6 protein-coding genes and 1 pseudogene are annotated in these 13,774 nt (G+C 67.5%); 4 read left to right on the forward strand and 3 right to left on the reverse strand.

Annotation, left to right across the window (positions count from 1 at the left end; translation table 11 throughout):
* Positions 1 to 40: 40 nt before the first annotated feature.
* Positions 41 to 1,792, reverse strand: coding sequence for a methyl-accepting chemotaxis protein (locus LO55_RS24390; RefSeq protein WP_071363443.1), 1,752 nt, complete (start codon positions 1,790 to 1,792; stop codon positions 41 to 43).
* Between the two features lie 267 nt (positions 1,793 to 2,059).
* On the opposite strand from LO55_RS24390, the gene LO55_RS24395 reads away from it, so the two are divergent.
* From LO55_RS24395 to LO55_RS24410, 4 genes and pseudogenes are all read left to right on the forward strand, one after another.
* Entirely contained in the window at positions 2,060 to 3,460 is a 1,401-nt protein-coding gene (locus tag LO55_RS24395; protein ID WP_005669437.1) for an L-cystine transporter, read from the forward strand.
* 96 nt (positions 3,461 to 3,556) lie between these two features.
* A pseudogene (locus tag LO55_RS24400) lies at positions 3,557 to 4,305 on the forward strand (histidine phosphatase family protein).
* Between the two features lie 9 nt (positions 4,306 to 4,314).
* Positions 4,315 to 5,310 carry an NAD(P)H-hydrate dehydratase gene (locus tag LO55_RS24405; protein ID WP_071363444.1) on the forward strand — a complete coding sequence of 332 codons (996 nt, stop codon included), beginning with the start codon at positions 4,315 to 4,317 and terminating at the stop codon, positions 5,308 to 5,310.
* A 267-nt stretch (positions 5,311 to 5,577) separates the two neighbouring features.
* The gene (locus LO55_RS24410; protein WP_071363445.1) at positions 5,578 to 5,970 is read left to right on the forward strand and encodes a hypothetical protein; all 393 of its coding nucleotides are present in this window, start codon (positions 5,578 to 5,580) and stop codon (positions 5,968 to 5,970) included.
* 141 nt (positions 5,971 to 6,111) lie between these two features.
* On the opposite strand, the gene LO55_RS24415 is transcribed toward LO55_RS24410, so the two are convergent.
* Together LO55_RS24415 and LO55_RS24420 are read right to left on the reverse strand one after the other, a co-directional pair.
* On the reverse strand, positions 6,112 to 10,248 hold the full coding sequence (locus LO55_RS24415) for an ATP-binding protein (RefSeq protein ID WP_071363446.1): 4,137 nt from the start codon (positions 10,246 to 10,248) through the stop codon (positions 6,112 to 6,114).
* Between the two features lie 302 nt (positions 10,249 to 10,550).
* The gene (locus LO55_RS24420) at positions 10,551 to 13,751 is read right to left on the reverse strand and encodes an efflux RND transporter permease subunit (protein ID WP_071363447.1); all 3,201 of its coding nucleotides are present in this window, start codon (positions 13,749 to 13,751) and stop codon (positions 10,551 to 10,553) included.
* Positions 13,752 to 13,774: the final 23 nt, after the last annotated feature.

Consider the following 13,774-nt stretch of genomic DNA (forward strand, 5'->3'; position numbering starts at 1 on the left):
TCGGGTTGGCTTCTTCGTGCCGTTTGGCTTCAAGCTGGAATCAGAACTCTTCCCAACCGTCGCCGACGTCCGCGGTTTCGGCTTTCTTCGGCTTCGCAGCGGCAGCCGGCGCGGCTTGCGCCTTGGGCTTGGCCGGCGCCGCGGCCTTGCCTGGCTTGGCGGGCGCCTTCACCGGCGCCTTCGCCACCACCGCCGGCAAGGTCGTGGTCACGCGCGGCGCCGCCGCGCTGACGCGGCTGGTGCCGGCCTGATTCAGCTTGAATGCGCCCACGGTCTGCGCCAGCGCGGTCGCTTCTTCCTGCAGCGAGGCCGCTGCGGCCGACGCTTCTTCCACCAGCGCCGCGTTCTGCGTGGTCACCTGGTCCATCTGGGCCACGGCGCCGTTGATCTGTTCGATGCCGGCGGTCTGTTCCTGGCTGGCGGCGGTGATCTCGGACATGATGTCGGTCACGCGGTTCACGCTCTGCACGATTTCCTGCATCGTGGCGCCGGCGCGCTCGACCAGCTCGGAGCCGTGGTGCACCTTGTCGACCGAGTCGTCGATCAAGAGCTTGATTTCCTTGGCCGCCGCCGCGGAACGTTGCGCCAGGCTGCGCACCTCGCCCGCCACGACCGCGAAGCCGCGGCCCTGCTCGCCCGCGCGCGCCGCTTCCACGGCCGCGTTCAGCGCCAGGATATTGGTCTGGAAGGCGATGCCGTCGATGACGGCGATGATGTCCACGATGCGGGTCGACGAGGCATTGATCGCGCCCATGGTCTGCACCACCTGCTCGACCACCGCGCCGCCCTTGCCCGCCACTTCCGAGGCCGAGGTGGCCAGGGCGTTGGCCTGGCGCGCGTTGTCGGCGTTCTGCTTCACGGTCGAGGTCAGTTCTTCCATCGACGAAGCGGTTTCTTCCAGCGAACCGGCCTGCTGCTCGGTGCGCGACGACAGATCCAGGTTGCCGGCCGCGATCTGGCTCGAGGCGGTGGCGATGTTGTCGGTGCCGGTGCGGACCTGGCTCACGATCTTCACCAGCGAATCGTTCATGTCCTTCAGCGCCTGCAGCAGGCGGCCGGTCTCGTCCTTCGAAGTCACTTCGATGGTCTGGGTCAGGTCGCCCTGGGCCACCGCGCCGGCGATCGCGACCGCCTGCTCCAGCGGACGCACGATGGCGCGCACCAGCACCCAGCCGACGAAGACGGCCATGATCAGGCCGAACACCAGGCCGGCCAGGCAGACCGCGCGCACGATCTCGAAGGTCGATTGCGAGGCCTGGTATTCCTTCAGCGCCGCGTCCTGCTGCTCCTTGACCAGCCTGGCGCCGAGATCGGCCACCGGCAGGTACAGCGTGGTCATCTTGCCGTTGAGCTGGGCCACGGCGCCGGCGTTGTCGCCGGCACGGATCGCGGCCATGGCCGGGCGGATGCCCTGCTCGACGAATACCTTGCGCGCCTCGGTGAACTGTTCGTACAGGGCCTTCTCGCCGGCAGTCATCGGCAGCTGGCGGTAGCTGTCGAGGATCTTGCTGATCACCGCGATGTTCGCGTCGACCGACTCGAGCGCGGCATTGCGCTGGCCGCTGTCTTCCAGGTTGACGGCCTTGGCGACGGCGAGCTGGTTGGTGGTGATCAGCTGGGTGACCTGGCCCACCTGGCTCAGGCCCACCAGGCGGTGGTCGTACATCTGCTTGAGTTCGGTGTTGGCGACGCCGAGGTTGTAGATGCCGATGACCGCGCCGGCGACCAGTTCGACGGCCAGGAAGGCGATGACGAAGATGAGGCGCGACTTGATGCTGAGATGTTTGAACATGATTCGCTGGCCTAAGCCCATGGATAAAAAAATGTGGTATCCATTGGATTATAGAAACATTGTTCCCTTTATGGGAAGCATTGAGTATTTCCTTGCGTTATGACTTATCTTCCGTCGCAGTGCAGCAACAGATACACACAGCTAGCGCGACCGCACGATATTCCTCCGTCAATATGCTCTGAGCGCATAAGCAAAGGTGACATTAACACTACGTCAAGGCAACTTTGCCGATAGAATGGCGCGATTCCTTGCTTCAACCCGAGTGTTATGACCTTCCCCGTCCTCCTGAACCTGGCCCTCGCCCTGGCCATTTGCGCACTCCTGTATGGCATGCAGGCCCGCCACGCCTCGTTCACCAAGCGCGTGTTCGCCGGCCTCGGGCTGGGCGTCGTGTTCGGCGCCGGCCTGCAGGCCGTGTACGGCGCCGGCGCGAGCGACATCGTGGCCACCAATGCCTGGCTCGACGTCATCGGCAGCGGCTACGTCAAGTTGCTGCAGATGATCGTCATCCCACTGATCATGGTCTCGATCGTGCAGGCCATCCTCAAGCTGCGCGACGCGGCGTCGCTCGGCAAGATCAGCACCCTGACCATCGGCATCCTGCTCGTCACGACCGTGGTCGCGGCCTGCATCGGCATCGCGATGGCCAAGCTGTTCGGCCTGTCGGCCGTGGGCCTGACCGCGTCGAGCGCCGAAGTCGCGCGCGGCGAATACCTGCAGGGCAACCTGGCCACGGCGCAGCAACTGTCGCTGCCGTCGCTGCTGCTGTCCTTCATCCCGGCCAATCCCTTCCTCGACATGACGGGCGCGCGCAAGACCTCGACCATCGCGGTGGTGGTGTTCGCGGTCTTCATCGGCATCTCGGCCGTCGGCATCGCCGGCAAGAAGCCGGAAGTGTTCCAGTCCTTCAGCGGCTTCGTGCACGTGGCCCACGTGATCGTGATGCGGATGGTGACCCTGGTGCTGCGCCTGACCCCGTTCGGCGTGTTCGCGCTGATGGCCAAGATGGTGGCCGGTTCGAGCCTGCAGGACATCCTGGGCCTGCTCAACTTCGTGGTCGCCTCGTATGCGGCGCTGGCGTTGATGTTCTGCGTGCACCTGGCGATGGTGGCCGGCGTCGGACTCAATCCGCTGCGCTACCTGAAGAAGATCTTCCCGGTGCTGGTGTTCGCCTTCACCTCGCGCACCAGCGCCGGCTCGATCCCGATGAGCGTGGCGACCCAGACCGCGCGCCTGGGCACGCCGGAAGGCACGGCCAATTTCGCCGCCTCGTTCGGCGCCACCATCGGCCAGAATGGCTGCGCCGGCATCTATCCGGCGATGCTGGCGGTGATGATCGCGCCGACGGTCGGCATCGATCCGTTCACCGTTGCTTTCCTTTTACCTCTGCTGGCGATCGTCGCCTTCGGCTCGATCGGCGTGGCCGGCGTCGGCGGCGGCGCCACCTTCGCGGCCCTGATCGTGCTGTCGGCGATGGACTTGCCGGTGGCGCTGGCGGGCCTCCTGATCTCGGTGGAGCCGCTGATCGACATGGGCCGCACGGCGCTGAACGTCAGCGGTTCGATCGCGGCCGGCAGCGTCACCAGCCGGGTGCTGGGCCAGACCGATATGCGCGTGTTCCAGGACGATGCCGACGTCAACCTCGACGGCGAGGAACAAGCCGTGTAAGCACGCGTAAACATCGCCGCGGGCGCCAGCAATCGTGCGCTGACGCCTTGCCGAATCCGTCATGATGACGCCATGTTAACTTTTCGGCGGACGGCGATGGAGCAGAAATGGCCACAGGAGATCTGGCTGGTCAGGCATGGACAAAGCGCGGGCAATGTTGCGCGTGACCTGGCCGAAGCCGCCGCCGGGCACCGCATCGACATCGCCGACCGCGACGTCGACGTGCCGCTGTCCGACCTCGGCGAGCGCCAGTCCGAAGCCCTGGGCGCCTGGTTCGCCGCCCTGCCGCCGCACCAGCGTCCCAGCCCTACGTTCGCGCGACCGAGACCGCCAACATCCTGATGCAGCGCCTGGAGCGCGACGAGCTGTTGTGCGTGCGGTCCGACGAGCGCCTGCGCGAGAAAGAATTCGGTGTGCTCGACCGTCTCACCACGCACGGCATCGCCCACCACTTCCCCGATCTGTACGAACAACGCCACCACGTCGGCAAGTTCTATTTCCGCCCGCCGGGCGGCGAAAGCTGGTGCGACGTCATCCTGCGCCTGCGCAGCGTGATGGACACGCTCGAGCGCGACTTCTGCGGCGAGCGCGTGCTGATCGTCGCGCACCAGGTCACCGTGAATTGCTTCCGCTACCTGTTCGAGCACCTGAACGAGGCGCAGATCCTGGATTTCGACCGCGCCGGCGACGTGCCCAACTGCTCGGTCACGTCCTACGAGTTCGATCCCGACAAGGGCAAGCGCGGCGACCTGGCGCTGCGCCTGGTGAACTTCGTGGCGCCGCTGGAAGCGACCGGCACCCCGGTTACCGTCGCCAAGGACTTGCCCACCTCGCCCAAGGCCTGAGGCCGCACCATGGATTCCACCAATCACACCGTGCACGACGTCGATGCCGACTATCTGGCGGCATGGCCGCTGCCGCAACCACAGGCCGAGGGCGACAAGGAATTGCGCGGCCACGTCCTGGTGCTGGGCGGCTCGCGCGAGATGCCGGGCGCCATCATCCTGGCCGCCACCGCGGCCCTGCGCGCCGGCGCCGGCAAGCTGACCATCGCCACCGGGGCCAGCGTGGCCCAGCTGGTGGCGCTGGCGATGCCCGAGGCGCGCGTGATCGGCCTGCTCGAGAACGAAACGGACGGTTTCCACCTGGACGCACTAGGGAGCCTCGATCCGCTGGCCGACAAGGTCGACGCGGTGCTGATCGGCCCCGGCATGCGCGACGCCCCCTGCACCGCGCGCCTGGTGCACGCGCTGCTGCCGCGCCTGGACGCAGCCGGCGTCGGCCTGGTGCTCGATGCCTGCGCCATGGACGTCATGCTGCACATGCCGCACGACTGGCCCGAGGGCAAGCCGATGCGCTTCGAGCGGCCCGTGATCATGACCCCGCATTGCGGCGAGATGGCCCACCTGACCGGCCTCGAGAAAGAATGCCTCGTCGGCGCGCCGGACGCGCCGGCGTTGCAGGCGGCGCGCGACTGGAATGCGGTGATCGCGCTCAAGGGCGCACGCACGGTGATCGCGGCGCCGGACGGCACGCTGTGGCAACACGAAGGCGCAGGCAATATTGGCCTGGCCATTTCTGGGTCCGGCGACGTACTGGCCGGCATCATCGCCGGCCTGCTGGCGCGCGGCGCGGCGCCGGAACAGGCGGCCTGCTGGGGCGTGGCATTGCACGCACGCGCCGGCGACCGCCTGGCGCAACGATTGGGCACCTTAGGATATTTGGCGCGAGAAATTTCTATGGAAGTGCCCGCGCTGCTGGAACAGCTTGCTCACACCGACCATATCAAGCGCAGCGCCGATGACCGGAACATCCGGCCCGTGCCGGGAGACGAACAGCTGGGTGCTTGACTTTTGCCCGGCGAAAGAAAACTCTGTAAAAAATGTTACGGAGTTTCGCAAGAGTGCGGTATCTAACGAACCGGCAGCCGGGCATCCGGTCTAATGGGCACAGTTGGATTGAAGTACGCACCGGGGCCGCGTATTGCGTCGGTTCCCTGAGTGTTCCTCCCTTGAATTGCAAAGGGGTGGAACTAACTGGCGCCGTTGTTCTTCCAGCGCCTCACCAATGAGCTGGAAGCTGCGGCACAAAGATAGACGTAAACGAGGAGTTTAAAAATGAATGCAATGACCAAAGCACCAAAAATCCTGCTGACCGCCGCGGTTCTGGCCACCCTGCTGGGCGCCTGCAAGAAGGACGACGCAGCGACCACCACCACCCCGGCCGACACCTCGGCGACCATGCCAAGCAGCACCTCGGGCGCCACCGGCACCACGGGTGACGTGGGCACCGGCGCAACCGGCACCGGCACCACCGGCACCGGCACCACCGACATGGGCACCAGCGGCACCACCGGCGCGACCGGCACCGCCGGCGACACCAGCGGCGCGGCAGGCACCACCGGCGCGACCGGCACCACCGGCACCGGCACCGCGGAAGGCGCCACCGGCACCACCACCACCGATCCGGCAACCACCACCACGCCGCCGACCGGCACCACCGGCCAGTAATCGATTGGCCAACGCACCGAACGACGCCCTGCACGCGGGGCGCGCTCGGGGCAGCGCTCGGGGTAGCGCTCTACCTCATACCAGCACCCGGCCCCTCACGGCCGGGTTGTTTTTTTCCGGGCCCGCACCTGCCGCAGTCGGCTAGTCCGTCGTGCGCTGCTTTGCCGCGACGTCGCGGATCAGATTCTCCACCATCGTGAAATCGGCCGGCTTGGTCAGGTGATGATCGAACCCCGCCTCGCTCGAACGTCGCCGGTCCTGCTCCGCTCCCCATCCCGTCAGCGCCACCAGCGTCGCGTCTTCCATGCCCGGAATGCGGCGCATCGCCTCGGCCGCCTCGTGGCCGCTCATGTCGGGCAGGCCGATGTCCAGGAACACCACCTGCGGCAGGTCTTCGCCGGCGAGGCGCAATGCCGCGGCGCCGTCGTTGGCGACGCTGACGGTGTGGTCGTTCATTTCGAGCAGGGCTTGCAAGGTCTCGGCCGCGTCGACATTGTCGTCCACCACGAGGATGCGCAGCATGCCGCCCGGTGTGGCGGAGACCGGCGCGGTCACCGGTTCGGGCGCGACTGCGCAGGGCAGCCCAGCCAGCGCACCCTGCGGCAACGGTAGCCACACCGTGAACCGGCTGCCCATGCCGGCGCCGGCGCTGCTGGCGGCCACGCGGCCGCCGTGCAGCTTGACCAGGCGCTGGACCAGGTTCAGGCCCACGCCCAGGCCGCCCTGCGCCATCCCGCTGCCGAGATGGGCCTGGGCATACATGTCGAATATCGTCTCCAGCGCCGGCGCGGCGATGCCGATGCCGTTGTCCGACACCGTGAGCGCCACCTCGTTCGCCTCGACGCGCACCACCAGCTCGATCGCGCCGCCCTGCGGCGTGTACTTGGCCGCGTTGTTGAGCAGGTTGCTCAGCACCTGGGCCACGCGGTGGCGGTCGGCGTGCAGCGCCAGCGGTTCCTGCGGCAGGCGCACGGACAACGCGTGCCTGCCCGCTTCCACCAGCGGCATGCTCATGTCGACCGCCTCGCGCACCACGTCGTCCAGCCGCACCCGTTCCAGGCGCAGGGTCACCTTGCCCTCGGCCAGGCGCGCCATGTCGAGCAGGTCGTCGACCAGGTGCACCATGTGGTCGACCTGGCGCCGCATGATGGCCTGCACGTCGCCGCCGGCGGCGCCGATGCGCATCAGCTCCAGGCCGGAACGGATCGGGGCCAGCGGGTTGCGCAGCTCGTGCGCCAGCGTGAACAGGAAGTCGCTCTGCGCGCGGTTCTTCTGTCCCAGCTCGTTGGCCAGGCGCTGCAACTCCTGCTCGGCGTACTTCTGGCTGTCGATGTCGAGGGTCACGCCGTCGAAGCGCTCCGGCTGGCCGTGCTTGTCCAGGCCGCACCAGCCGATCGCCCGCAGCCAGCGCGGCGCGTCGCCCGCCACGGTGCGAAACTCCAGGTCGAGCGGCGCGCCGGCGCGCACCGCGTGCGCCACGCTGCCGGCCAGCCGCTCGCGGTCTTCCGGGTCGACCGCCGCCAGCAGCGTGTCGACCGAGGCCGCGCGCGCGCCGTCCAGGCCGAAGTGCAAGGCCATCTCGGCATTGAGCTGGAACTCGGTGAACGGCGCGTCGGCATACCAGACGCCGATGTCGCCCGCCTCGGACACCCGCTCGAAGCGCTCCTGCAGCATCTTGCGCGCATGAACGTCGATCACCGTGCCGACGTAGCCGTCCGGCTCGCCCGCCGCGTTCGCGCGCGGCAGGCCGGCGTCGATGAACCAACGATAGCTGCCGTCGTGGCAGCGCAGGCGGTAGTCGATCGAGAACGGCTCGCGCGCCGCGCTCGCGGCCAGGAAGATCTCGCCCGCGCGCTGGCGGTCGTCGGGGTGGGTATTGTCGAGCCAGCCCAGGCCCAGGTCCTGTTCCGGCGTGCGGCCGGTGTAGTCGTACCAGCGCCGGCTGAGATAGGTGCACTGGCCCTCGTTGTCGGTGGTCCACAGCATGGCCGGCGAGGCGTCGACCAGCGCCCGCACATGGGCTTCGCGCGCCCGCGCATCGCGCTCCATCTGGCTGCGCTCGCGGCCCAGCGCCACCTGGGTGCGCACCCGCGCCAGCAGCTCGTTGGCCGAGAACGGCTTGACCAGGTAGTCGTCGGCGCCGGCCTGCAGGCCCTCGACCTTGGCTTCCTCGCCGGCGCGCGCCGACAGCAGCATCACCGGCAGCAGGCGCAGCTCCTCGCTGGCGCGGATCTGCGCGATCAGGCCGAAGCCGTCGAGCTTCGGCATCATCACGTCGCTCAGCAGCAGGTCGGGCGGGTCGGCCAGCGCGAGTTCGAAGGCGGCCTGGCCGTCGGCGCAGGCGCGCACCTCGGCGTGCGGCTCGAGCAGTGCCTTGAGGTAGGCCCGCATATCGTTGTTGTCGTCGGCGATCAGGATGCGCGGGCGTGCCTGGCCGGCCATGTCGACCGGCGCCGCCTGCCCCTCCTCGTGGGGTTCGGCTTCGGCGTCCGGCAGCCAGCGCAGCGCTTCCTCGACGAAGGCGGAACCCATGCGCTGGCGGTCTTCCATCGCGTCCGGCGCGTGCAGGATGCGGTCTTGCGGCAGGTGGGCCTGGCCGAACGGCAGGTCGACGTCGAAGCGCGTGCCTTCGCCGAACACGCTCGAGACGGCGATCGTGCCGCCGTGCAGGCGCACCAGTTCCTGGATCAGGGCCAGGCCGATGCCGGTGCCTTCATAGGTGCGGCCCGGCGCGCCCTCGATGCGGTGGAAGCGTTCGAACATGCGCGGCAGCTCGTGCTCGGGAATGCCGGTGCCGGTGTCCTGCACCGACAGCCGCGCCATGCCGGCGTGCTCGCGCAGGCTGATCGTGACGCTGCCGTGCAGGGTGAACTTGAAGGCGTTCGACAGCAGGTTGAAGACGATTTTTTCCCACATGTCGCGGTCGACATAGACCGGCCGCCCCAGGTCCTGCAACGCGATCCGGTATGCCAGGCCGCCCTTGACCATGGCCGACTCGAACACGCCGGCCAGGTCGAGCGTCAGGTGCGCCAGGTCCACCGGCACGTAGCTGGCCTGCACCCGGCCGGCCTCGATGCGCGAGAAGTCGAGCAGCGAATTGACCAGCTTGAGCAGGCGCAGCGCATTGCGGTGGGTGACCTCGACGCGCTTCCTCTGGGCCGCGCTCATGCTGTCCGCGGCGTCCGCCAGGGCGTCGTCGAGCGGGCCCAGGATCAGGGTCAGCGGGGTGCGGAATTCATGCGATACGTTCGAGAAGAAGGCGGTCTTGGCGCGGTCGATCTTGGCCAGTTCTTCGGCGCGGCGCTGTTCCTGCTCGTAGGCGATGACGTTGCCGACCGCGGTGTTCACCGCCGCGCGCAGCAATTCGTAGAAGTTGCGGTAGTCGGCGTCGAGCGCGCGGCGCACGCTCACGCCGGCGACCACGAAGCCGAACAGCTCTTGCTGGCCCGGCAGGGAAAGCGGCAGCACCAGGGCCGAGCGCGGCGGATCGTCGTAGGGTCCGCAGCGCCCGCCCGCCAGGCGTTGCGCCACGTCGTCGACCTGGGCCGCCGCGCCGCTGGCGGCGCAGCGCGCGAATGGCCAGCACGCGTCGTCCAGCCGCGCCGTCGTTGGCGCCAGCGCGCAGCCCGGCGGCAGGCCGCCGCCGCCGCACAGCTGCACTTGCCCGCTTTCCTGGTCGATCTGGTAGAACAGCAGGAAGGGCACGTCGGCCTGCATCCGCTCGACGTGCAGCGTCAACTGCTGGCCGATCTCGGCCATCGAGCGGGTCGCGGCCAGGCCCGCGGTCAGGTCGCGCAAGCCCTGGGTGCGGCGCGCGCCCAGCACCTGGGGCGTGGTCTCGGTGATCGGGTGGAAGATGCCGCCCACCGCTCCCGACTCGTCGCGGATCGGCGAGAACGAGAAGGTCATGTTCGCTTCTTCGAGGTAGCCGCTGCGGTCCAGCTCCATGTGCTGGTCCTTGATGTAGGCGCCCTCGCCCTGGTGCGCGCGCTCGAAGGCCGCGCCCACCATCGGCAGGGCCGAGGCCCACACCACCTTGAACGGCGCCCCCATCGAGGCCGGATGCAGGTCGCCGCAGATCGGGCGGTAGGCGTCGTTGTAGATCTGGATGTCGTCCGGCCCCCAGCACACCAGGATCGGGAAGGTCGACGACAGGCACAGGCTGACCGAGGTGCGCAGGCTCTGCGGCCATTCGGACAGCGGCCCGAGCGGCGTCTTCGACCAGTCCATGCTGCGGATCAGTTCGCCCATCTCGCCGCCGCCGGCGAGCCAGTTCATATCGGAACCGGCAGGTGTGGAGGATGATGGGATTGCTGACATGGGCACGGAACCTAACGGCGGGAAGGATGGAAGACGGGATTCTTGAAATACTGTCCACTGTGGCGCAAGCAGTTCAGTATCGAATTATCCACAAGGCATCCGCTATTAGACCATAACAAGAAGAAATGCTGTCGCAATATGGTAAAGCGTTGCGTGGCAATTCCCTGGCAGGCTCATGCGGCCCGTCGTCGAAAAGACACGGCCAGCGCATGGCTGGCCATGTCGGGGCAAGGGCGGCTGGCGCCGCCCGCAGGTAAGGATCAGGCCGGCACGGCCTTGCCGCGGCCGGTCACCAGGCGGCCGATGCGAACGATCACGCGATAGACCAGGCGCACGAAGGTCAGGGTCAGGATCGCTTCCACGAAGGTCATCAGGAAGGCCGGCAGCGCGTTCCAGCGCTCGGCGCGGCGGCCATACTTGGCCAGCATGCGGTCGCGGGCGATCTCGATGCTGTCGTAGAAGGTCGGCACCACCAGCAGGGTCAGCACGGTCGAGGTGATCGTGCCGCCGATGATGGCGATCGCCAGCGGCTGGTAGAACTCGCCCGCGTCGCCGAAGGCCAGCGCCACCGGCAGCATGCCGGCGATCAGCGCGAAGGTGGTCATCAGGATCGGACGCAGGCGCTTGCGGCCGGCCGCCATCAGCGCTTCTTCGCGGTCCATGCCTTCGTGCTCCAGGGCGCGGGCGGCGTCCAGCAGCAGGATCGCATTCTTGGCCACCAGGCCCATCAGCATGATGATGCCGATCATGCTCATCAGGTTGAGCGTGTGCCCCGTGATGATCAGCGCCACGACCACGCCGATCAGCGACAGCGGCAGCGACATCATCACGCCGATCGGCGCGGTGAAGGAACCGAACTGCATCACCAGGATCAGGTACATCAGGGCGATGCCCGACAGCAGCGCGATGATCATCTCGGTAAACAGTTCCTGCTGGTCTTCGCCCGAGCCGCCCAGCGCCAGGCCATAGCCCGGCGGGAAGTCGAAGGTGCGCGCCAGGCGCATGGCGTCGGCCGTGACCTCGCCCGGCGAGCGGCCCTGGGCATTGGCCGAGACCGTGATCATGCGCTCGCCGTTCTTGTGGCGGATGCCCGACGGGCCCTTGCCCATGGTGATCGAGGCGATCTGCTCGAGCGGCACCATCATGCCGGTGCCGCCGACCGAGATCGGCAGGCGCTCGATGCTCTCGGTATTGACGCGGTCGTCCGGGTGCAGGCGCACGGCGACGTCGCGGGTCTCGCTGGTCGGGTCGACCCAGTCGCCCACCTCTATGCCGGCGAAGGCCACGCGCAGCGACTGGGCGGCGTCGCCCACCGAAATACCCATCATGTTCGCCAGGCCGCGGTCGAGCACGATCTGCAGCTCGTTTTTCGGATCCTGCTCGGACAGGGTGACGTCGACCGCGCCCGGCACTTCGCGCAGCTTGGCCATGTAGGCATTGGTCAGCTCCATCAGGCGGCGCGAATCGGGGCCGCTGAATTCGATCTGCACCGGCTTGCCGTTGCCGCTCAGGTCATCCATGACCGTGTACTCGGCGCCGACCAGGCGACTGACCTTCTCGCGCAGCTCGACCGCGACCTCGGAGGCGCTGCGGTCGCGCTGGCGGCGCTTGCCGATGTCGACGTAGACCCGGCCGCCATTTAGATTGGCGTTGCTGTTGGTGTCCTCGGTCTCGGGCAGGGTGCGCGCCAGCTCGGCCGCCGCTTCCACCTTGCGGCGGGCATATTCGATGCTCGACGATGCCGGCACGCGCACGTCGATCATGATCGTGCCCGAGTCCATCTTCGGCAGGAAGCTCGAGCCGCCAAAGCTCGAATGCAGGGCGATCGCGCCGACGAAGCTTGCCAGGGCGATGAAACCCATCCAGCGGCGGTGGTGCAACGCCCAGGCGATCACGCGGCCGTAGCGGTCGGCCTGGTGGTCGAACCAGTGGTTGAAGCGGTCCAGCACGCGGCCGATGCCCTTCTTGGGGGCGTTGTGGTGGTCCGGCGGGTCGCCCCAGTAGGCCGACAGCATCGGGTCGAGCGTGAACGAGATGAACAGCGAGACGATCACCGAGCAGGTCACGGTGAGCGCGAACGGGCGGAACCACTCGCCGGACACGCCCGGCATGAAGGCCACCGGCACGAACACGGCCATGATCGAGAAGGTCGTGGCGGCCACGGCCATGCCGATCTCGGCCGTGCCCTCGAGCGCCGCGGTGCGGCGGTCGGAACCCATTTCCATATGGCGCACGATGTTTTCGCGCACCACGATCGCATCGTCGATCAGCACGCCGATCGCCAGCGACAGGCCCAGCAGGGTCATGAAGTTCAGCGTGAAGCCGCACAGCCAGACCGCGATGAAGGCCGCCAGCACCGAGGTCGGCAGGGCCAGCGCGGTGATCAGGGTCGAGCGCCAGGAATTGAGGAAGGCATAGACCACGAACACGGTCAGCACGGCGCCCAGCACCAGCGCCTCGATCACGTTGTTCAGGCTCGATTGCGCATCCTCGCCGCCGTCGCGGGTCACTTCCAGCTTGGTGCCTTCCGGCAGGTGCTTGCTCGCTTCCTTGACGACTTCGTGGACCTTCTTGGCCAGCGCCACGGTCGAGGCGTCACGCGAGCGGGAAATCTGCAGGCCGACGTTCGGCTTGCCGCTGCGCATGGAAAGGCTGTTGATGTCGGCGAAGCCATCCTGGATCTCGGCCACCTGGTTCAGGCGCACGATGGTGTCGCCGTTGCGCTTGACCACGATCTGCGAAAAGTCTTCGGGACGCTCGATGCGGCCGATCAGGCGGATGCCCTTCTCGTCCAGCTCGTCGCGCAGCTTGCCGACCGGCGCATTGGTATTGCCGCTGCGCAGGGCATTGGTTACCTCCGTCACCGACACGTTGAATTCACGCAGCTTCTCGGCGCGCAGCAGCACCGACAGCTCGCGCCGCAGGGCGCCGTTGACGGCCACCGTCGAGACGCCGTCGATGGCGCGGAACTGGTCGGCCAGCACGTCCTCGGCATAGCGCGAGATCTCGGCATGGCTCTGGGTGCTCGACGACAGCGCCAGCGACATCACCGGCTCGGCGGCCGGGTCGATGCGGCGCAGCACCGGCTCGCGCATCTCGATCGGCAGCTTGTAGCGCACCGCGGCGATGGCGTTGCGCACGTCGTCCGAGGCTTCGATCAGGTTGCGGTCGAAGTCGAACTCCATCCAGATCGTGGCGCCGCCCTCATAGGAGTTGGAATTGACTTCGGTGACGCCCTGGATCGCCTGCATCTGCTTCTCGAGGCGGTTGGTGATCTCGCGTTCCGAGGTCTCGGGCGAGGCGCCCGGATACGGGATGTCGACCACGATGACGGGGATGTCGACGTCGGGGTTCTGGTTGACCCGCAGCTTGGACAGCGCGAGCAGGCCGATGGCCATCATCGCGACGATGATCACCACCGTCGCGACCGGTTTTTTGACACTGAAATTGGACAGGAACATCGTTGTTTTCCTTTTATTTTTCC

The organism is Massilia timonae (assembly GCF_001866515.1).
GTDB classification, from domain to species: Bacteria; Pseudomonadota; Gammaproteobacteria; order Burkholderiales; family Burkholderiaceae_D; genus Telluria; species Telluria timonae.

Coding starts and splice junctions, on each gene's coding strand:
- LO55_RS24415 (WP_071363446.1), bottom strand. CDS start 10,248: ATGAACTGGCTCGCCGGCGGCGGCGAGATGGGCGAACTGATCCGCAGC.
- LO55_RS24390 (WP_071363443.1), bottom strand. CDS start 1,792: ATGTTCAAACATCTCAGCATCAAGTCGCGCCTCATCTTCGTCATCGCC.
- LO55_RS24395 (WP_005669437.1), top strand. CDS start 2,060: ATGACCTTCCCCGTCCTCCTGAACCTGGCCCTCGCCCTGGCCATTTGC.
- LO55_RS24420 (WP_071363447.1), bottom strand. CDS start 13,751: ATGTTCCTGTCCAATTTCAGTGTCAAAAAACCGGTCGCGACGGTGGTG.
- LO55_RS24405 (WP_071363444.1), top strand. CDS start 4,315: ATGGATTCCACCAATCACACCGTGCACGACGTCGATGCCGACTATCTG.
- LO55_RS24410 (WP_071363445.1), top strand. CDS start 5,578: ATGAATGCAATGACCAAAGCACCAAAAATCCTGCTGACCGCCGCGGTT.